The organism is Acinetobacter sp. CY79 (genome assembly GCF_059515845.1).
Genome location: NZ_JCAKMY010000007.1, coordinates 76923 through 98741, shown reverse-complemented (window position 1 = coordinate 98741; position 21819 = coordinate 76923). Strand labels below are relative to the sequence as shown.

Annotated in this window: 18 protein-coding genes; 12 read left to right on the top strand and 6 right to left on the bottom strand. The window is 40.7% G+C overall.

Annotated features, from left to right (window positions below; all coding sequences use genetic code 11):
* The first annotated feature begins 29 nt into the window (after positions 1-29).
* From tpgA to AC5YCE_RS04170, 8 genes are all read left to right on the top strand, one after another.
* A complete protein-coding gene (gene tpgA, locus AC5YCE_RS04205; protein WP_496171168.1) occupies positions 30-821 on the top strand; it encodes a trimeric autotransporter adhesin/peptidogylcan-associated protein TpgA in 792 nt (263 codons plus the stop codon).
* A 6-nt stretch (positions 822-827) separates the two neighbouring features.
* Positions 828-1286: a hypothetical protein gene (locus tag AC5YCE_RS04200; protein ID WP_496171167.1), complete on the top strand. Its 459-nt coding sequence runs from the start codon at positions 828-830 to the stop codon at positions 1284-1286.
* Positions 1287-1310: 24 nt separating this feature from the next.
* Positions 1311-1739 (top strand): hypothetical protein, encoded by a 429-nt coding sequence (locus AC5YCE_RS04195; RefSeq protein ID WP_496171166.1) that lies wholly within the window; start codon positions 1311-1313, stop codon positions 1737-1739.
* A 42-nt stretch (positions 1740-1781) separates the two neighbouring features.
* A complete protein-coding gene (locus AC5YCE_RS04190; RefSeq protein ID WP_496126437.1) occupies positions 1782-2210 on the top strand; it encodes a hypothetical protein in 429 nt (142 codons plus the stop codon).
* 393 nt (positions 2211-2603) lie between these two features.
* Positions 2604-4433, top strand: a complete 1830-nt coding sequence (ilvD, locus tag AC5YCE_RS04185) for a dihydroxy-acid dehydratase (RefSeq protein WP_496171165.1) — start codon at positions 2604-2606, stop codon at positions 4431-4433.
* A gap of 247 nt (positions 4434-4680) precedes the next feature.
* Positions 4681-6015 (top strand): hypothetical protein, encoded by a 1335-nt coding sequence (locus tag AC5YCE_RS04180; protein ID WP_496171164.1) that lies wholly within the window; start codon positions 4681-4683, stop codon positions 6013-6015.
* On the top strand, positions 5978-6283 hold the full coding sequence (locus AC5YCE_RS04175) for a chorismate mutase (RefSeq protein WP_496171163.1): 306 nt from the start codon (positions 5978-5980) through the stop codon (positions 6281-6283). The genes AC5YCE_RS04180 and AC5YCE_RS04175 overlap by 38 nt, the downstream gene beginning before the upstream one ends.
* Positions 6284-6525: 242 nt before the next feature.
* Complete coding sequence (locus AC5YCE_RS04170; RefSeq protein ID WP_496171162.1) at positions 6526-7263, top strand: sulfite exporter TauE/SafE family protein; 738 nt, start codon at positions 6526-6528, stop codon at positions 7261-7263.
* Between the two features lie 24 nt (positions 7264-7287).
* On the opposite strand, the gene AC5YCE_RS04165 is transcribed toward AC5YCE_RS04170, so the two are convergent.
* From AC5YCE_RS04165 to AC5YCE_RS04140, 6 genes are all read right to left on the bottom strand, one after another.
* Complete coding sequence (locus tag AC5YCE_RS04165) at positions 7288-7881, bottom strand: HAD family hydrolase (RefSeq protein ID WP_496171161.1); 594 nt, start codon at positions 7879-7881, stop codon at positions 7288-7290.
* Between the two features lie 122 nt (positions 7882-8003).
* On the bottom strand, positions 8004-8909 hold the full coding sequence (locus AC5YCE_RS04160) for a LysR family transcriptional regulator (RefSeq protein ID WP_496171160.1): 906 nt from the start codon (positions 8907-8909) through the stop codon (positions 8004-8006).
* Between the two features lie 220 nt (positions 8910-9129).
* The gene (locus AC5YCE_RS04155; protein ID WP_496171159.1) at positions 9130-10431 is read right to left on the bottom strand and encodes a solute carrier family 23 protein; all 1302 of its coding nucleotides are present in this window, start codon (positions 10429-10431) and stop codon (positions 9130-9132) included.
* A gap of 266 nt (positions 10432-10697) precedes the next feature.
* On the bottom strand, positions 10698-11864 hold the full coding sequence (locus AC5YCE_RS04150; RefSeq protein ID WP_496171158.1) for a GGDEF domain-containing protein: 1167 nt from the start codon (positions 11862-11864) through the stop codon (positions 10698-10700).
* 138 nt (positions 11865-12002) lie between these two features.
* Complete coding sequence (gene ppc / locus AC5YCE_RS04145; protein ID WP_496171157.1) at positions 12003-14693, bottom strand: phosphoenolpyruvate carboxylase; 2691 nt, start codon at positions 14691-14693, stop codon at positions 12003-12005.
* 152 nt (positions 14694-14845) lie between these two features.
* A complete protein-coding gene (locus AC5YCE_RS04140; protein ID WP_496171156.1) occupies positions 14846-15469 on the bottom strand; it encodes a TetR/AcrR family transcriptional regulator in 624 nt (207 codons plus the stop codon).
* Between the two features lie 152 nt (positions 15470-15621).
* On the opposite strand from AC5YCE_RS04140, the gene AC5YCE_RS04135 reads away from it, so the two are divergent.
* The 4 genes from AC5YCE_RS04135 to dnaJ all read left to right on the top strand — a co-directional run bounded on the left by AC5YCE_RS04135 (position 15622) and on the right by dnaJ (position 21596).
* Positions 15622-16725 (top strand): efflux RND transporter periplasmic adaptor subunit, encoded by a 1104-nt coding sequence (locus AC5YCE_RS04135; protein WP_496171155.1) that lies wholly within the window; start codon positions 15622-15624, stop codon positions 16723-16725.
* Positions 16726-16736: 11 nt separating this feature from the next.
* On the top strand, positions 16737-19880 hold the full coding sequence (locus AC5YCE_RS04130; protein ID WP_496171176.1) for an efflux RND transporter permease subunit: 3144 nt from the start codon (positions 16737-16739) through the stop codon (positions 19878-19880).
* Positions 19881-20006: 126 nt separating this feature from the next.
* Positions 20007-20384: a hypothetical protein gene (locus AC5YCE_RS04125; protein WP_496171154.1), complete on the top strand. Its 378-nt coding sequence runs from the start codon at positions 20007-20009 to the stop codon at positions 20382-20384.
* Between the two features lie 93 nt (positions 20385-20477).
* On the top strand, positions 20478-21596 hold the full coding sequence (dnaJ, locus tag AC5YCE_RS04120) for a molecular chaperone DnaJ (RefSeq protein WP_496171153.1): 1119 nt from the start codon (positions 20478-20480) through the stop codon (positions 21594-21596).
* Positions 21597-21819 lie beyond the last annotated feature (223 nt).

The window sequence follows — 21819 nt, the reverse complement described above, 5'->3', positions numbered from 1 at the left end:
TTCTTTTTTCACCTATTAGGATCGAAGCAATGAAAATTATTAAATCTTTCATGACAAGCAGTCTGATCTCATTGATCATTGCACCTCTGGCATTTGCCAATGCCCCGGTAGCACAGAGTGAAGAGGTTCAGTTTCCAGAGATTCAGGACAGCTATGTAAAACAGGTTCATCGTTTTGAACTGAACCAAATTGCGCGTTTAGATCAGCAACTGAATAAAGATCAAATTCGTTATATCTTAGGTCATCCACATTTTTCAGAAGGCATTTTCAATGTCAAAACCTGGAATTATGTACTGGATATTCGTCAGCCACGAACACAGCAATATAAACGTTGCCAACTCCGTATTGATTTTGATCAGAACCACTTGGCAGAGCGTTATTCTTGGAAAGGTGAGGAATGTCAGGGCTTAGTACAGTGGGGTGTCAATAATCACCTGGCTGTTGCAGCCACTCCAGTCCCTGTTGAAGAGCGTCAAGGCTCAGTGTTTTTCGCCTTTGATCGTGCTGATTATGACGGTATTGAAAATGCATCGCAGATCGAGCAAATTGTGGACAAGATCAAGCAACAAGATCAGGTGGATGTGATTTATTTGACGGGTTATGCCGATCGTTTAGGGGCAGCAGATTATAATCGTCGACTCTCTGCTCAGCGTGTGGAAACAGTCGCTCAGTATTTATCTCAACAGGGTATTGCGCGTGAAATGCTGAAAATCGAAGTACAAAGTAGTACTGAAAAATTCCAGCATTGTAGCGGTGAGAATCGTAATGTGCAGTTGATTGAGTGCCTAGCCCCGAATCGTCGCGTCAATATTACTTGGTAAGTACTCATGAATATGCTGATTAAGTCGTTGTTTATGGTGATCGGCCTTGCGGTCACCCATATCGCTTCCGCTGATACCCTTCAGCTTCCAAGCCAAGCTAAGCATTCGGGACTCATGAGTCCAGAAGTGTTGAAGCAGTATCCACAATGGGGTTTGGTGCGGACAGGTCATAGCTGTATTGAATACTATCAATTTTTACCCAATGGCGAAGTGAAAATTCAAAGCAATCAGGAACGTATCTTAGGTCGATATACGTTCTTGAATCATGGCAATGTGTTTGAATTGGCAGCAGTAAAAGTTGATTTTGTGTCAGACAATGGCAAGCCAGACTGCACTGGTGATGCGACCAATCAAAGTAACCATTCGACAGTCAACTACCTAAAACGTAAATCTGATCGGGAAATTTATTTCTGTGACGATGCGATGGGGAATAGCTGTCCTGTGTATTTAAGACCTGAAAATTAAAGATCTAATTGAGAGTTAACGCATATGTTTAAAAAAGTGATTGCCACACTTCTTGTGTCAAGTTTTGCTATTCACGCACAAGCATTTGATCGCAAGAATATCAACTACAATAAGGATTTCTGGGGAACATGGTCAATCTATCATGGTAAAACTCAATGTGCTGAGAATTTCACATTTAGTAAACCTGCACAGTTTAAATACACAGCAAACCAGAAAAAGATGTCTGGTAATTTCTCGATTTTATCAAGTGATGATGCCCTTAAACATGATCTATTGGTATTAAGTATTAAGCAGGACAACGCGCTAAAAGGGTGTGTTGAAGGGATGAAAAACATGAGCGGTTATAAGCTGAATTTAACATTAAAATGGATTTCGAAAAATTCTGCATTGATCTGTACAGACCGTGAAGCGAAGAAGTGCACCAATCTCTATTTCATCAAGAAATCCCAATAAGGACATTATTTTTAGTTACTTTATTATTTAGAGAGTGAATTCATGTTAAAGCAAATTATTTTAGGCAGTGTCTTAATAATAGGTTTGTTACCTGTAGTCCACGCTGCTGACACGCAAAAAATAAACCTACAAAATGATTTCTGGGGCACATGGTCAGTCTACAATGCGAAAGCACAATGTACTGAAACATATGAGTTTAAAAAGCCAGGTCAATTTACTTATACGGCTAAACAGAAAAAACTGACGGGTGAGTTTGCGGTAATCACTAATGCAGACCCGAAAATGTTAGATGTGCTGATCATGGATGTTAAAACGGACAATAAAAAATCTGGCTGTAGCAAGGACATTCAAGACTATAGCAATGCTAAAGTGAATCTCAGCTTAAAGTGGGTTTCAGCCAATACAGCTGAACTATGTGTTGACCGTGAAGCGAAACAATGTACTGGCTTGTACATGATTAAACAGAAATAATCAGTCGCAATAATCTATGGTCTCTACGGAGACCATTTTTTAATACATCGTTTTATAGACTTATAAAAAAGATAAATTAAATTTATATAAAATTTAAATATTATTCATGAAAGTTTTGTATTTTATCCTGCAGTAACGGTTTATATTAGCCTTAGAAATCCTTTTATATCGTTTCGCTGAAGGACGTTTTCCTCAGATCACTCACACGCTCAGTATATATAATGCGCACATGCTTCATCTTTAAAATGTAGTATGATGTGATGAAAACAAAGCTGAAATTTAAGTGTAAAGATGATCGACTCACAAAGTCATTCAGCTCACGATATGATTACGAATTAGCCAAAGGTAAGCCAGACGGTTTTACTTCAAGCTCAAATATGCTGGAACAATACAATGCCTGATTATCGTTCAAAAACATCGACACACGGAAGAAACATGGCGGGTGCGCGTGGCTTATGGCGCGCAACTGGAATGAAAGATGAAGATTTTGGTAAGCCAATTATTGCGGTAGTAAACTCATTCACGCAATTTGTACCAGGTCATGTGCATCTTAAAGATTTGGGTCAGTTGGTGGCACGTCAAATTGAACAAGCAGGCGGCGTAGCAAAAGAATTTAACACCATTGCAGTCGATGACGGCATCGCGATGGGTCATGACGGTATGCTCTATTCATTGCCTTCACGTGACTTGATTGCTGACTCAGTAGAATACATGGTCAATGCACACTGTGCAGATGCGATGGTATGTATCTCCAACTGTGACAAAATCACCCCAGGCATGCTCATGGCAGCAATGCGTTTGAACATTCCTGTGGTGTTTGTTTCAGGCGGTCCAATGGAAGCGGGTAAAGTCCAAATCCGTGGTAATGAACAAGCGATTGACCTTGTTGATGCGATGATTGTGGCGGCAGATGACAACTATACCGACGAAGAAGTAAAAGCGTATGAGCGTTCTGCATGTCCAACATGTGGTTCATGTTCAGGGATGTTTACCGCGAACTCAATGAACTGCTTAACCGAAGCATTGGGTCTATCTTTACCGGGTAATGGTTCTACGCTTGCAACACATGCAAACCGTAAAAAGTTATTTGAGCGTGCAGGTCAGTTGATCGTTGAAATCACCAAACGTCATTATGAACAAAATGACTATAGCGTATTACCACGTAATGTAGCCACTAAAGCATCGTATGAAAATGCCATGACTTTGGACATTGCGATGGGGGGGTCAACCAACACCGTTCTACACTTGTTGGCTGCTGCACACGAAGCAGAAGTGGACTTCACCATGGACGATATCGATCGTTTGTCTCGTAAAGTGCCAGTGCTATGTAAAGTTGCACCTGCAGTAAAAAATGTCCATATGGAAGATATTCACCGCGCGGGCGGTATTATGTCGATCCTTGGTGAACTAGACCGTGGCGGTTTGCTTGATACCTCTGTACCAACAGTTCACGAAGCAACTTTAAAAGATGCTTTAGACAAGTGGGATATTATCCGCACTGAAGATGAAGAGGTGTATAACTTCTTTAAATCAGCACCGGGTGGCGTGCCAACCCAAACTGCATTCTCACAAGATCGCTACTATACCCGTTTAGATGGCGACCGTGAAAATGGTGTGATTCGTAACGTTGAACATGCTTTCTCTAAAGACGGTGGTTTAGCAGTTCTTTATGGCAACATCGCACTAGATGGTTGTATCGTAAAAACAGCGGGTGTAGATGATTCGATTCTTAAATTCAACGGCACAGCACGTGTATTTGAAAGCCAAGACAGCGCAGTAGAAGCAATCTTAGGTGGCAAAATCATTGCAGGTGATGTGGTTGTGATCCGTTACGAAGGTCCACGCGGTGGTCCGGGTATGCAAGAAATGCTGTATCCAACCAGCTACTTAAAATCGAAAGGTTTAGGTAAAGACTGTGCACTGGTGACAGATGGTCGTTTCTCTGGCGGTTCATCAGGTCTGTCTATTGGTCACGTTTCTCCAGAAGCGGCTGAAGGTGGTGCGATTGGTTTGGTTGAAGATGGTGATCGTATCGAAATTGATATTCCAAACCGTACCATTCACTTAGCGGTAGAGGATTCTGTCATGGCAGCTCGCCGTGCAGCGCAAGAAGCCAAAGGTTGGAAGCCGGCTGAAGAGCGACCACGTAAAATTTCTAAAGCACTAAAAGCCTATGCAATGCATACCACAAGTGCCGCGAAAGGGGCTGTTCGCGATATCTAATTCGATTTAGATTGAATAAAAAAGCACTCGATGATGAGTGCTTTTTTATGTGTTTAACCTTCATTCTTTTGATATAAAATGAATCAAAAATGATCATGTGTTTATTGATTCTTGCAGTGTAAATCATTGAACTATTGGTGTTGAATTGTTATAAGTTTTGCATAAGTATTATATTTTTTAAAATTTGATCTAAATCTGTTGCGAAAGATGATTTAGATCTTTAGATATTTTCATCGAGGCTTGATTCATGTCATTGTTACGCCGTTGGTTCGATCCACTCCGATCGAGTTGGTTTTATCAAAGACCAATTCGCCAAGAGCCATTGTCGATTGAGCAAGGATTAACGATCTATTTACGTTTAGATGATGTGTATAGTTACCTGGCGGTACAACAACTGGGTCAGCTGAATGAGATTTTGAGTGAGGACATTAAACCACTTAAAATTGTCATTTCTGATACAGCAGCAGAACCTCCAAATGAGATGACCGCTGAAGAATGGCGTGATTATAGTTTGCGTGATGCGCAAATTTTGGCACACCAACATCGATTTGCTTATGATAATGAAAAACCTGAAATTCCCAATGCTGAAGCCTTAAAACAAGCAGAAACCATCCTTCGAAAAACTCCGCTTCAAGATCAAAATTTTTTATATTTACTTGAAGATGTATTTCATATGTTGTGGCAACAACAGTATGGCAAATTACGAACCCTATTTGTTTTAGCCACGCAGCATCAACATGATCAAGAATTGCCAGAACGTCAATTTAATCATAGTCCTGTTTTAGCCAGTTACTTCGAAGTAGGAGGACGTAGATATCATGCAGTCGATGATTTGTTACGTCTCACGAGACGCCTTAAAAAACAAAAATTATTGACCGATAACCCTATTTTTTTGATCAATCATATCGAATGGCGTGAGCATTTGATGAATGATGCCGAGGAACTCAGCGAAATTCAGGCCATGAAGCCTGAGCTGGATTTGTATATCGCTTTAGAAGATCCAATTTCGTGGTTACTGTTGGCGTATATTAAAGAAGAACTCGCTGATTATTATGATATTGAACTGAATGTTTATCCTTTGATCTATCAAGGTCGTGATGCCTTTGATTGGAGTTTAGCAACGCGTTTATCAAAGCGTACAGATGTGAAATTCACACCGTTTTGTCGTCCGACGGAAGCCAGTACCTTGGAAATGGCAAAGCTATTTTATAGCGTACCTGAAGAAAGCCGTACAGATGCAATGTATGAAATTTTGCAGGCTGTATGGTCCAAAGGTAAAGATCCTTCTTATCGCGCCCACTTCGAGCACTTGCGACGTGAATTAGACATTGAGCAAATCACCACCGAAGACGTTGAAAAGAAACTTAAAGACAATGAGTTGATGTGTGAAATCAAATCGCAGCCAGATTTGCCTGTGATTGAACTGAGAATTGATGGTAAGAGTTATGTATTTAATAGCTTATATCGCGTTTGGATGATTGAAAGTATTTTCAGTAATGTGTTAGAACAAAAGTATAAGAGCGATAATGAACTAGAGCACAGACATGAAGAATCAATTGAAGATCAAAAGAGAGAAGTGTGAGTCACTGATTCAAGCCCGTGAGAAAATCGATGAAATTGATCAGCACTTGGTTGAGCTTATTGCAGAACGCCAATTCTATGTAGATCAAGCCTTAAGATTTAAAAAATCAGTCCAAGATATTCAATCTCCTGAACGTGTCGAACAGGTACTTCACAAAGTTCGTGAATTGGCGACTGAACAAGGCTTAGATCCAGTCTTAGTTGAAAAAATCTACCGTGAAATGATTCAGCATTTTATCCAACGGGAGTTGAAAGAGTTACGTCCTTAGTCATTCAAATGATTTTTTAAAATTTGATTTTATTATGCAGAATTAAAATTTTTAAACTCTCATTTAAAAAAGCAGGTTTCAGTCAACTAAAACCTGCTTTTTTCTTTTTAGAACACAAAAAGACCAGTGATTCGCCTCAATCTTAGATTGAGGCTTGTACTGAACTTCATGATTCTCGATGTCATTTTAATTCTTTAGCATAACCACACTCGCTATTGAGCGTCATGATTTAGAGTTTGAATATGCTGGCATCTGTTATCGCTGTGTTCGCCATCGCTGGAATGATCAAGGGCACGATTGGCTTAGGTCTACCTGCGGTATCTATGGCATTACTCACTTTATTGATGAGTCCATTTCAAGCGGCAACACTCTTAATCATTCCATCCTTCGTCACTAATATTTGGCAATTGTTCGCAGAAGGGCATGTACTTCGACTCATTCGCCGATTTTGGAGTCTGTTAATTGGTATCGTTATTGGCACGATTTGGAGTGTATTTCCCACTTTAGGGCAAGGGGAGTTTCAAAGTGAAATCCTATTAGGTGGCATGCTTGCTTCATATGGGACATATGGTTTATTTGCTAAAAACATGCCGAACTTAGCGCCTCACGAAAAATGGTTATCTCCGATCATCGGTTACTTAGGCGGAGCGCTCACTGTTGCAACAGGTGTCATTGTGGTTCCAGTAGTGCCTTTTTTGCAGTCACTGCATTTAAAGCGTGATGATCTCGTTCAATCACTTGGCTTGGCTTTTACAGTATCTACGGTGTGTTTAGCGATTTATTTATACTTAAATCGGGTTGGTCAGATGAATATCGATTGGAAAATGTCACTTATGGCGCTCATTCCCGCTTTAATCGGGATGTGGTTCGGAACCAAAATCCGTTATCGAGTACCAGAGCAGCAGTTTCGTAAGTTATTTTTTTTCGGATTAATGGTATTTGGTGCTTATATGATTTTGCATCAAATCGGTTGGCTATAATCAAAGCCAACCGAAACCTCTAAGTTATTCAATCTCTTTCCATAAATAGTATTTCTTGTTGGCTAAAGAAAGCATAGGTTTATCGTCTGGGCTGTCTCCATAGGCATAAATTTCATCATAATCATCTAAATGATAATTGTCCAAAATCCGTTGTTTTTTCACGATACCACTACAATCTTTGTTCTTATAAAACCCTGTTAAAATATCATTTTCTGCTTCAATTTCACTGCACAATAAATCAATGCCATATCGTTCACACCAAGGTTTTAAATAGACATCCATTGATGCTGAAACCAAGACAACTTTGTCGCCACGAGATAAATGCCATTCCAGTTTTTGCATTGCGTGATGCATGAGAATATTGGGAAGAACATTCTGACTAAACTTTTCACCCTCTTCAATGAGCTTCGATGCAGACGTTCCTTTATAGCCAATATTAAAAATTTTGGATCGAAGTCGAGTTCCAGAAACAACGCCAATTTTGTATCCAAAAATGTAAGGAAATAATAGAATTTTTCCTTTTCTCAATCTTTTTTTTTCGATGGTTTTATAAATAAAAGGGGTAAATGAATCGCTATGAGTAAGTGTTCCATCAAAATCAAAAAATGCAATATTCACAATGAAATGTATCCGTTCTTATTGTTGTTTGAAAGCATATCGCATCAAAGGCGTAGACAAGAATTTTGCTACAAAAACCTCATAGGATGTCCACTAATTTCTTAAAAATTTAATCTTGAAATTTAAACAATATTGAGTTTGTCGTATTGTGAAATTAAAAACTGGCTAAAGTGTTGATATGATGTGGGCAATGCATCAAAATTTTTTGCTGCCAAGAGTAATTTACGATTTGCCCATGCACCATCTAAGTCTCTAAAGGCAAAATCATAATGATATTGTAGACGTAATGCCGCACGTTTGGGGATGATTGCGATACCGACATGGTTGGCAATCACATGAGCAATCGCAGAAAAATTAGGTAGTCGTAAGCGATATTGAATTTCATATCCAAGTTTTTTGGCTTGAGTTTCGACAGATTGTTGTAGTGAATGATGTGGCATTAAGCCAACGAGTGGTTCGCTCAGGATTTGATCCAAGGTTAAAGAAGAATGCTGAGTCAGCGCATGTTGTGGGGAGCAAATAATCACTAAGGGGTCATCTGCGAAATCTAAAGTTTGTAGTTCACAAGCTTCGAAAAAATTAGAAATTAAACCAAGTTGCGCCACACCTGTTTGCAGTGCGTGAATAATATCGTTGCTTTCAGCTTCTTTTAAATCAATGTGAGTTTTTGGATTTCTGAGTAAGTATTGTGGCAATAAAAGTGGTAAATATTCACTCTGAGCAGAAGAATTACACCATAAAGTCATCACATTCTTTTCTTGTGATGAAAAGGGCAACATTGCTTGTTGGAGTTGTCGAGATTGCTGAATGACCAATTGAGCCTGTTCAGCAAAAGTATGACCTGCAAAGGTTAAGGTGACGCCCGTAGCATGTCTGGTAAAGAGTTGAATCATAAACTGCTGTTCGAGTTTTTTGATACGTTCGCTTGAAGCTTGTAGAGAAATCGAAGAACGTTCAGCACCTTTGGTTAAGCTCCCTGTTTGAACAATATTTAAGAATAATTGTAAGTCAAAAAGATCAAGGCGCATCCGCATCATCATGTTATTGAGTTCATGACCATCATACTGAATTTAATCCGTCATAGGATTGTTTTCGTTGAATACGAAGCTTGGTATAAGCGCATTTTTTAAATGGGATTGGATCAATTTCCATTGAATGATAGAAAAGAAAAAAGCAATAAAAAAAGCAGCCTTGCGGCTGCTATAAACTTTAAAACTTCCAAATCAATCGTTAAATCATCAAGCGCATTTACTTGGCAGATTTGTCTGCAAGGCTAAAGAACCAATTCAATAACAAGGCAGCAAAAGTAGCGGTACCAATACCACCTAGATTAAAGCTACCAAGTTGTAAAGCAAAATCACCTGTACCCAAAATAATCGTCACTGCAGCGACCATTAAATTTTTATTTTGAGAGAAATCAACTTTGTTCTCAATCCAAATTTTTGCGCCAGCAATGGTAATCAAACCAAAAACAACAATTGAAGCACCTGTCAAAATCGCCGTTGGAATGGTATGAATAATCGCACCAAACTTAGGGGATAGACCAAGGAAGATTGCGAAAACACCTGCGATTGCAAAAATAATGGTTGAATAGACACGCGTTACGGCCATGACACCAATATTTTCACCATAGGTCGTCATACCCGGAGCACCGACACCACCAGCCAAAGTGGTTGCAACACCATCGGCAACAAAGGCTTTACCAATATGTGGATCAAGGTTTTCACCTGTCATGGCACTGACCGCTTTAATATGACCTAAGTTTTCAGCCACTAAAATTAAAGCAACAGGTGCAATGATGAGCATCGCATTGGTTGAAAATACAGGGGCATGAAAGTCTGGTAGACCGAACCATGCCGCTTGTTGAATTGGCGCAAAATTAATCGCTGTGCCGTAACCCATCACGTTTGAAACGATATAATAGATGAAGTAAGCCGCCAATAAACCAACCAATAATAATAGACGTTGTAATAAACCTTTGGTAAAAACGGCGATCATGCCCATACACAGCACAGTCAACAACGCCATCCACATGTTAAATGGATTTCCCGCAACAGCTTTGACTGTGACAGGGGCAAGGTTTAAACCAATAATCATGACCACAGAACCTGTCACAACAGGTGGCATGAGTTTTTCAATCCACTTGGTTCCAGTTGCCATGACCAAAAAACCAATGAGCGCATAAAGCACACCACAAGCAATGATTCCGCCTGCTGCCACGGCAATATTGGGATTGGCACCACCTGCAGCGCTATAACCTGTTGCAGCAATCACCACGCCGATGAATGCAAAGCTTGATCCCAAATAACTAGGAACACGTCCACCGGTCATGATAAAAAACAGAATGGTACAGATCCCTGACATTAAAATCGCTAGGTTAGGATCGAAACCCATCAGGAAGGGTGCAAGTACCGTTGCACCGAACATTGCAAAAGCGTGTTGAATCCCGAGAACTGCACTTTGAGCGGGTGGAAGATACTCATTGGTACCTACAGGTCGTGCATCAATGCTGCCTTCATAAGGACGCCATTTAGGAAACCAGTTGGACATAAAATGAGCACTCTAATAATAAATTGTGCACATGATACGCTTGTTTCAGCGATAAATGCCTATTGTAAGTTAAAAAAAAATTCAAACTAATCGTATGAATTTTATTATTTATTTACCGATTGGTAAAAATAAATATGATATAAAACAAGGGATGTTTTGATTTATTTTCAACCTATCATTAAAATTTATAAGGTTTATTTGGTTTTTTTTTGATCAAATAAATGTGTAATTAAAAAACAAAAAATGTGAAACAATTCACCATTGCTTTAATTGGCAATACAAATTTTATTTCGTCCAGTTTCTTTTGCACGATAAAGCGCTTGGTCTGCAAGCAACATTAACTGCTGGTGATCATCATTTTCTAAAATACCATGGCTTAATCCGAAACTTGCGGTAAACCGAATGATATGTCCGTCATAAATCAATTCATGTTGTTCAATCGCTTTACGGCATCGTTCTAAAATGTGTTGGGCTGATTCAATCGTAGTATTTTCGAAAATCAGGATAAATTCCTCCCCCCCATAACGGCCTAAATGATCACTTTCGCGAATATTTGAACCTAATATTTTCGCCATATGAATCAGGACTTGGTCTCCACAATCATGTCCATATTGATCATTGATTCTTTTAAAGAAATCAATGTCGATCAAGCTCATACTGATCGGCTGCTTTAAGTTCGAATGTGCTGTATAAATACGATCGAATTGAGTGGCGATACCGCGTCGATTTAGAATTTGAGTTAAAGGATCTATCGTCATCAGCAATCGCTGTTTTCGTTCACGATCCATCCAACGATTTAAGAATGAATTGAAAAAGATCACTAAAATGGTGCCGATAAAAGTTGTTGCAAATAAATTAACCAAGATAAAGTAAGTCTGTGTCTCTGCTACGATCATGCTAAAGGGGTGATATAAGGGTGCATAGGGCAAAATATCGATGACTGTTAGGATACTGGTGACATATAAAACCCCTAAGCAGGGTAAGGTCGAATAAAACATGATTCGGCGTTCAAACAGCAACAGCCCTGCCAAAATCGAACCAATGCTAAAGACGCCAGTGAGTATTGTCATCATCCCTGCGATGTAACCCACCATCATCAGCGATCCTGCATAAAATCCAACACATAAAATGGGGAAATAAAACTCACTACGCCGAGTCGCTTGAATAAAATAACTGGCAATGAACAGGAGGATAGAAATGAATATAAAAATCTGAAAGCACAATAAAATGTGCGGAATAAGCTTTTGATTAAAGAGTTCGAATTGTGTATTGGCTAAAATTGAAAGATAAAAAAAGGCATGGAAAAAGATCAGTACGCCACTGACCACTTTGGATTTTTGAATATTATCCACTTCCAAAAGCTGGATATAACCCAGCTTGAAGTTTTCAATTTGTTTTTTAAAGCAAAGAGATATCGACTGAAAATATTTCATGCTTGCACAAATGTTGTTGATTTATAAGATCATCATAGAACGCATTTTAGAATTTGAATAGCAAAATCAATGAATTATTGGTCATAAAAAATAGGGAGCTTAACTCCCTATTGTTAAATCATTCAGTTAGATGAGTGATTAGCCCGTGTTACGTAGCCCTGCGGCAATCCCTGCGATACTTACCATCAAGGCATGATCAACAGGTGTATGTTCCGTGTCTTGTGCCGCCAAATAACCACGGCGGCGTTTCATCAGTTCCGCCTGTAACAGATGTAATGGCAACAAATACGGTTTACGGACTTTCATGGATTGATCAAGGACATCATTAGAACTTAAAAGTTTAGATTCACCTTTCATCGCCAATAAAGTCTGAACGGCATCATGCAAACGTTGACGAAGTTCAGCACCTAGAACTTTTAGATTTTCATCTTCAGTCAAATGTGCTTCGTAATACAGTGCAATATTTGCATCTGCTTTAGACAACACCATCTCCAACATATCAATCAAGGTTTGGAAATAAGGCCACTGTTGCAGCATTTCATCCAGTTGATGCTTTTGACCTTGTTGAATCACTTGATTAATCGCAGCACCTGTTCCGAGCCAAGCAGGAAGCATTAAACGAATCTGTGTCCATGCAAATACCCAAGGGATGGCACGTAGAGACTCAATCCCACCACTGACTTTACGTTTTGCAGGGCGTGAACCCAGGGGCAGCATTTGTAATTCAAGCTCAGGTGTGACCGTTCTGAGATATTGTACAAAATGCGGATTTTCACGAACCGTCTGGCGATAGACCTTGACTGAAAGTTCCGTCATTTCATGCATCAATTGACGCCATTCTGCTTTTGGTTCTGGAGGCGGAAGTAAGGTGGCTTCCAGTGTGGCCGCAGTGTAAATTTCTAAATTCTGAAGTGCAATTTCCTCTAATCCAAATTTAAATCGGATCATTTCACCTTGTTCAGTGACACGGATGGCACCAGAAATCGACCCTGGCGGTTGAGAGAACAAAGCTTGTTGAGTGGGCGCACCGCCACGGCTAATTGAACCACCACGCCCATGAAATAACGTCAGTTGCACCCCATGATTTTTTGAAACAGCCGTCAATTCTTCTTGGGCACGATATTGTGCCCAATTGGCAGACATGAAACCTGCGTCTTTAGCGGAGTCAGAATAACCAATCATCACTTCATGCTTAAACTGGATATGTTGTTTATACCAATGCATGTTGAATAGCGTATCCATGGTCTCCGCAGCGCCGTCCAAATCTTTCAAGGTTTCAAAGAGTGGAACGATTCGAAGCGGATATTCAATGCCTGCTTCTTTTTGGAGGAGTAAAACCGCTAAAACATCACTCGGATATTCAGCCATCGAAATGATGTATGCGCCTAAGCTTTCCGTCGGCTGTTCTGCCAAAGTACGCATGGTGGCAAAAACTTCTTGGACATCCGGATGCTCAATCAAACTTTGTGCAGGAACATTGAGATGCTTAGGCAGTAGCGGACGCTTGCTTTGTAATTCTTGTAATAAGAAATTTTGGCGCGCTTGTTCAGTCCATGTTTCAAAATTACCTAAACCTAAATATTCAGTAATCGCGGAGATGGCTTGACGATGACGACCTGACTCTTGACGAATATCCAGTTTGAGTAATTCGATGCCGAAGCAGTTCACACGGTGAATAAAATCGAGCAATTTCCCTTGTGCAATCTCAGGTAAATTACAGTCAATCAACGAGCGATAACAGAGGAGTAGTGGTTGTAATAACTCATCTTTATGGCGGATGATTTGACTGCGATCTACATCAGAGTGTTGCCCTGTGAGCTTCGCTGCCAGCCATTCACGCGTGATACGTAAACGTTCTCGTGTATTACGTAAATATTCACGGTAAGGTTCAGGGTGTGCTGCACCTAAGGCTTGTTTTAATTCATCACTGGCATGTTGGATCGACAGTTCCCAACGCAGATTTTCAATATCTCTTAAATACAAATCCGCCGCTTTCCAACGAGATAGCCAAAGCACTTCTTGAGTGACGGTGTGTGTAACATTCGGGTTGCCATCACGGTCACCCCCCATCCAAGAGGCAAAACGTACAGGCGCGATATTCAATGGAAGTTCTTTGTTGCAGTGTGTTTGAACCAAATCATTTAAGCCACGCACGAATTTTGGAATCGCATCCCAAAGTGTTTGTTCAATGGTGGTAAAGCCCCATTTGGCTTCATCCACAGGGGTTGGACGATGCTGACGAATTTCATCTGTTTGCCAAGCCGAGCAGACCAATTGCTTTAGATGAGCAAGGACTTGTTCGCGCTGTTTCGGGGTCAGTTTTTGCTGATCGAAAGTCGAGAGACACTCATTAATGCCATCATATTTTTGAATCAGTGTACGACGACTGACTTCAGTCGGATGTGCTGTAAGAACCAGTTCAATACTGAGCTGACCAATTTGTTGGTACAGCTCGTCCGCTGAAATATTTTGATTTTTAAACTTTTCAAATAAATGATCGAGCACATTGGGAGAGGGTGCTTGTTCATCAAATTCGCTTTGACGACGGTTACGTACCACATTGTACTGTTCTGCGATATTGGCAAAATTCAGAAAGTGAGAAAAGGCACGGGTCAATGGAAGAATTTCACTATCTTCTAAACTTAAAAAAAGCTGTTCGAGTTGTTTTTCTGCTTCAACGTTTCCATCACGAGCCCCTTTGGAGAGCGCACGAATTTGTTCAATTTGATTAAACAAATCTTGTCCGGCTTGTTCTTTCAGGGTTTCGCCTAAAAGGTTGCCGAGTAGTCGTACGTCTTCACGTAGGGGAGCATCAATTTGTTGAATCATTATTTTCTCCTTTTTTCTTGTTTAAACTATACCTCGATTAGATGGCAAACCAAGAAAATTCAAACAAAAAAATCAGAGAAAATAGTCTAATGTTCAAGTGATCAAATCAGCGAAGCTCATCCTTAAAAGCGGGGAGATTTATAAAATAAGCGTTATGCAGATTTTTGGTATTTCATCAGAAATAATTCAATCGCATCGGCAATAATGTGCTTCGATTCTTCTGCTGTCGGTATATCACGCACACCCAATAAAATCTCGTGATGGCGATGTCCCAGTAACAACGAAAGTAACAAATGGACTTGCTTTTCCACATCCGTATTTTCAACGAAACCTAAGCTTATGGCTTGTTTAAAAAAATCCGCCCAAACCATATAGAGGCGTTTATGCGAAGCATTGTAAAAAGGTTCTGCTAAAGGGTTTTGTTCAGCAGCCAATTCCAATAATAAATGCTCCAGCTTTAAGGCTTCAGGCAAATAAATAATATTTAAAGCCAAATGACAAATTTGAGAGAGCACTTCTTTGAAATTCGAATCATATTGTAAATGGATTGGACGGGTACGAATCGATTCTTCACAGGTTTGCTCAATGGCACAGGTAAACAAATTGGCTTTGTCCTGAAAATGGTTATACACCGTGAGCTTGGTGACACCTGCTTCTTGTGCAATTTGATTCATGGTAGATCCATGAAAACCTTGTTTTAAAAACAGTGTTTTAGCTGCATCTAGGATCATTTGACGTTTGGCGAGGTCTTTCGGGCGTCCAACTTGCATTTGCAAAATCTTTCCAAAATAAAGTAAATCAAGTCATATACTTGATGATTGTTTTTTAATTAGTGTACCTTACGGTATATTAATTAAAAAATAAACAAATTAATATATACAAAACTAAATCTGAAATGACGCCCAAAAATTACATAAGAGCGATCCCCATGAGCGATATGAAATTCTCCTTAATCAGTTTGATGATTGCATGTGCAGTGGTGTTAACAGGCTGTGGTAAAAAAGAGCCAGCTGTAGAACAAGTACCTTTTGTGATGGTGACTCAGCCCCTAACTACCCATGACGAACTTAAAAGTTATGCAGGGGATGTGCAAGCACGTCAACAAACTGCATTGGCATTTCGGGTTGGGGGACAAATCACTGAGCGTCTGGTGGATGTTGGGGATCGCGTAAAAGTGGGGCAGGTTCTAGCAAAACTGGATGTCAAAGATGCGCAATTAGAGTTGAATTCTGCACAGGCTCAACTCGAAAGTGCACAATCCGCTGCCAAGATCGCTGAAGAAGAATTTAAACGCTTTCAACAACTGCTACCGATCAATGCGGTCAGTCGCTCACAATATGATGCCGTTGAAAATCAATATAACTCAGCAATGTCTGCTTTAAAGCAAGCACAGGCTAACCTGTCAGTGAGTCGTAACCAAACGGGCTATAACCAGTTGGTGGCAAATCGTAATGGCGTGATTACAGAGCGAAATATTGAAGTCGGGCAAGTGATTGCCGCAGGGCAAGCTGCGTACCAAGTCGCGATTGATGGGGATCGTGAAGTGGTGATTGGTGTGCCAGAACAAGCCATTTCAGACATCAAAGTCGGTCAAAATGCAGTGATTACCCTGTGGTCTAAACCGGAAGATCGTTTTGCTGCCTATGTCCGTGAAATTTCACCTGCTGCGGATCAATCACGAACCTTCAGTGTCAAAGTCGCGCTAAAAGAAGGACAGTCAGCGATTCAACTGGGACAGAGTGCACGCGTCTTCTTTGCGAACAATGTTGAAAATGTGATCAGTGTGCCGTTATCCAGTATCTCAGCTCATGAAAATCAGGCCTATGCTTGGGTGGTCAACGCAGATCATTCGATTCGTAAAGTGCCAGTCACCATTGGTGCTTATGGACGCGATAGTGTACCCGTGCTGACCGGTTTAAAAGCAACGGATTGGGTTGTGGTTGGTGGAGTACACTTGCTTCGTGAAAAACAAAAAATTCATCCGATTGATCGTGAAAATCGAGCAGTGAAAATTCAATCAGGAGCAAAATAATGAGTTCCAAAATGAATTTTAACTTGTCCGAGTGGGCACTTAATAATAAAGGTTTGATCCTTTATTTTATGATTTTGATGGGCATCGTCGGAATTTATTCGTATTCAAAACTCTCCCAAAGTGAAGATCCACCCTTTAGTTTTAAAGTGATGGTGGTACAAACCTATTGGCCGGGTGCGACCGCTGAAGAGGTGTCACTCCAAGTCACCGATCGTATTGAAAAAGAGTTGATGAGTACTGGGCTTTACGAGCGTGTTACAGCCTATTCTCGTCCAGGTGAGTCCATGGTGACCTTCATTGCCAAAGATTCTTTAAGATCAGCGGATTTACCTAATGTTTGGTATCAAGTGCGTAAGAAAGTGGGCGATATCAAACATCAGTTGCCAAGTGGTGTACAAGGTCCATTTTTCAATGATGAATTTGGCGATACCTTTGGAAATATTTATGTTCTGACAGCTAAAGATTTCGATTATGCCGTTTTAAAAGAGTATGCGGATCGTTTGCAACTCCAACTTCAGCGGGTAAAAGACGTCGGTAAAGTGGACTTAATTGGATTACAAGATCAAAAAATTTGGATTGAAATATCGAATACCAAATCAGCGCAAATGGGTATTCCGGTGACTGCCATTCAAGAAGCCTTACAAAAGCAAAACAGTATCGCGAGTGCGGGATTCTTTGAAACCAATTCAGACCGAATTCAAGTCAGAGTCAGCGGTCAACTTCAAGATATTGATCAGCTTAAAACGATGCCACTATTGGTGGGTGATAAGACCATTCAATTGGGTGATGTCGCTGAGGTCTATCGTGGTTTCAGTGAGCCTGCGCAACCCCGTATGCGATTTATGGGGGAAAATGGGATTGGGATCGCGGTGTCTATGCGCAAGGGTGGTGACATTATTGCCTTAGGTAAAAGTTTAGAGGGTAGCTTTACAGAATTGCAGAAATCGTTGCCTCTGGGGATGACGTTAGAAAAAGTCTCTGATCAACCTGTGGCGGTAGAGCGCAGTATTCATGAGTTTATTAAGGTCTTGGCTGAAGCGGTGATTATCGTTCTATTGGTCAGCTTTTTCTCTTTAGGCTTCCGTACCGGGCTGGTTGTGGCATTTTCGATTCCATTGGTTCTTGCCATGACCTTTGCAGGGATGAATCTCTTTGATGTCGGACTACACAAGATTTCATTGGGTGCTTTGATTTTAGCACTGGGGCTGTTGGTGGATGATGCCATTATCGCCGTCGAAATGATGGCGATTAAAATGGAGCAAGGTTATAGCCGTTTACAAGCCGCAGGATTTGCATGGACATCGACAGCATTTCCCATGTTGACAGGGACACTCATTACTGCAGCAGGCTTTTTGCCGATTGCTACCGCAGCGTCAAGCACAGGTGAATATACCCGTTCAATATTCCAAGTCGTGACCATTGCATTAGTGGTGTCATGGTTTGCAGCGGTACTTTTTGTGCCCTATTTAGGTGATAAGTTACTGCCTGATTTTAACAGTCAAAGCTTACATAAAGCGCCTTGGTATGTACGTCTGTGGGCTCGTTTACGTAAACAGCCTGAACCTGATCCAGTCATTCATCAACACGGCGATCAGCATGATCCCTATCAAACCAAGGCGTATCAAAAATTTCGTTCGTGGGTCAATATCTGTCTTACTTATCGTAAGACCGTGATTGCAGCGACAGTCGGCATATTTGTGCTGTCGCTCTTGATGTTTAAATTGGTTCCGCAGCAGTTCTTTCCACCTTCGAATCGAGCAGAGATTTTAGTTGATCTCAAACTAGAAGAAGGCGCTTCACTCATTGCAACTGAAAATGCAGTGAAAAAAGTTGAAAAGTTCCTGTCTACTCAAAAAGGCATTGATAATTATGTGGCTTATGTCGGCACAGGATCACCACGTTTCTACTTGCCACTCGATCAGCAACTTCCTCAAGCCAGTTTTGCGCAATTTGTGGTTCTCGCATCATCACTCGATGATCGTGATGAAATTCGAAAAACCTTGAGTCAGGAAATCAGTAAACTTTTACCTGAAGTGAGAACACGTGTATCACTCTTGGAAAATGGTCCTCCCGTAGGTTATCCAATTCAATTCCGTGTGTCAGGTGAAGACCTCAATACGGTGCGTCAACGTGCGCAATTGGTATCAAAAGCTGTCAGTGAAAACTCCAATACCAGCAATGTCCATCTGGATTGGGGTGAGCCGAGTAAGATTATTTCATTGGAAATTGATCAGGATCGTGCACGTCAACTGGGTGTATCGAGTTTGGATTTGGCAAACTTTTTAAATAGCTCAATTACAGGCGCTGTGATTAACCAGTACCGTGAAAAACGTGAATTGATTGATATTCGTTTAAGAGGCGACAAGGCTGAGCGTGTTGATGTCGGTTCTTTATCCAGTTTGGCTGTACCGACTTCAAAAGGGGGCACAGTACCATTGGCTCAGATCGCCAATATTCAATACAAATTTGAAGATGGACTGATTTGGCATCGTAATCGTTTACCGACCATTACGGTACGTGCTGATATTCGAACCGACTTACAACCCGCAACGGTGGTCGGGGAGTTAAAAGATAAGATTCAAAAAATTCGCGATGATTTGCCAAGCGGTTATTTGGTTGAAGTCGGAGGCACAGTAGAAGAGTCTGCTCGTGGACAAAGCTCCGTTAATGCAGGTATGCCATTATTTTTGGTGGTGGTATTTACCTTGCTCATGATTCAGCTCAAAAGTATTTCACGTTCTTTTATCGTGTTCTTGACTGCACCTTTGGGACTGATCGGCGTGGTGCTGTTCTTGTTGCTATTTAATAAGCCTTTTGGATTTGTCGCGATGCTCGGTACGATTGCACTCTCGGGTATGATTATGCGGAATTCTTTGATTTTGATTGATCAGATTGAACAAGATATTCGAGCAGGACATCAACCTTGGGATGCCATTTTAGATGCGACGGTTCGCCGTTCACGCCCCATTATTTTGACAGCACTCGCTGCGGTATTGGCGATGATTCCATTGTCACGCAGTATTTTCTTTGGTCCAATGGCTGTTGCAATTATGGGCGGCTTAATCATCGCGACATTACTTACGCTGTTTTTCCTGCCAGCATTATATGCCGCTTGGTTTAAAGTCAAAAAAGATACAAAAAATGCATATAAATGATGAATTCTAGGTGCGTTGTTTAGAAAAATTTAATATAGTAGCGGATGGATTTTACATAAAATAACATACGGTACCGATTGCATAAATAACGACTGAATTTGCAATCGGTTGAGGTCAAAAGTATCCATGGGGCAAGACTTTTTAGACAGACATCGTCGTTATATGACGTTGTCTTATGTATTCATGTTTCTTGCACTCTTTACCGTAGTGACAGCTACGATCGCTTATTGCTTAGCGCGTAAAGTTGCTAATACGGATGCGACAGAAGTGTGGTTACATGCTCAGGCACTTTGGGTGATGCGCAGTGTCGTTTTATTTATGCTATTGGCTGTGTTCGCGGCACTTTGGTTTATTCCCGCTTGTTTCATTTATTGGGACAGTGTCCTTTGGGTGAAAGCCTGTAGTGTGATTGGTGTGATTTTTAGCACCATTGCTTGGCTTTATCTGCTGAATACATGGCTAAAAGGCTTTGTAAAATATACCCAAAAAAAAGCAGCTTTCTAAAAAATATTTCAATATCGACTTGTAATTTCGGCGTATGAACCCAACATATTTCGCAGTGAAGTAATCTCAAATTTTTGTGGAGCATCGCCAGACATGGCTAAACGTGATTATTATGAGGTTTTAGGGGTATCTAAAACCGCTAGTGATGATGAAATTAAAAAAGCCTACCGTAAGTTGGCGATGAAATATCATCCAGATCGTAACCCTGACAACGCCGAAGCTGAAGAAAAATTTAAAGAAGCTGCTGAAGCTTATGAAATTCTTTCTGACGGCGAAAAACGCAGTATGTATGACCGTATGGGACATAACGCCTTTGAAGGCGGTATGGGCGGTGGTGGTGGCTTCGGCGGTGGATTTAGCGCGGAAGACATTTTCAGTCAGTTTGGTGATATTTTTGGTGGTGCTTTTGGTGGTGGAGGCCGTGGCGGTCAACAACGTCAAAAACGCGGCTCAGACTTACGCTATGTGATGGAACTGACCCTTGAAGAAGCGGTAAAAGGCATCAAAAAAACCATTACTTTCACAGCGCCAGCGCCTTGTGAAACCTGTGATGGTAAAGGCTCTAAAAATCCAAACGATGTTGAAACGTGTAAAACCTGTCATGGTGCAGGTCAAGTGCGTATGCAACAAGGTTTCTTCTCTGTTCAGCAAACCTGTAGCACTTGTCGTGGACAAGGTAAAATCATTAAGAACCCATGTGGCACATGCCATGGTTCTGGTGTAAAAGACCGTCAGCAAACGCTCGAAGTTACGATTCCAGCGGGGGTGGACAATGGTGATCGCGTACGTTTAACCGGCAAAGGTGAAGCGATTCGTGATGGTCAATCAGGTGACCTATACGTTGAAGTGACTGTTCGTGAACATGAAATCTTCCAACGTGATGGTGCTGATTTGTATATGGATGTGCCGATTAGCATTGCAGATGCAGCTTTGGGTAAAGAAATTGAGATCCCAACACTGGATGGCCGTGTGAACTTGAAAGTGCCTGAAGGAACTCAAACGGGCAAGATGTTCCGTTTACGTGGTAAAGGTGTGAAACCTGTTCGTACCAGTATGGTGGGTGACTTACTCTGTCGCGTTGTGGTTGAGACACCAGTGAACTTGACATCACGTCAACGTGAGCTGTTAAAAGAACTTCAAGAGTCGATGGATGGTGAAGACAGTAAATCATCTCCAAAGAAAAAATCGTTCTTTGATCGTCTTTTCGACTAATTAAAGATGTCAAAAAACCCGAACATGCGTCGGGTTTTTTTATAATTGAACACCAGATCTGACTACTTTTAGAACTAAGTTTGCGCTTAATTTTTGTATCTTTTTGCTCGTATGTTAGGAAGCATAGCTAATTATTATAATTTTAAAAGAATTAAATATTTCAACAATTACATATATGAATATATCAATTATATCCAATTTTTATCCTTTAAAATTAGAGTCC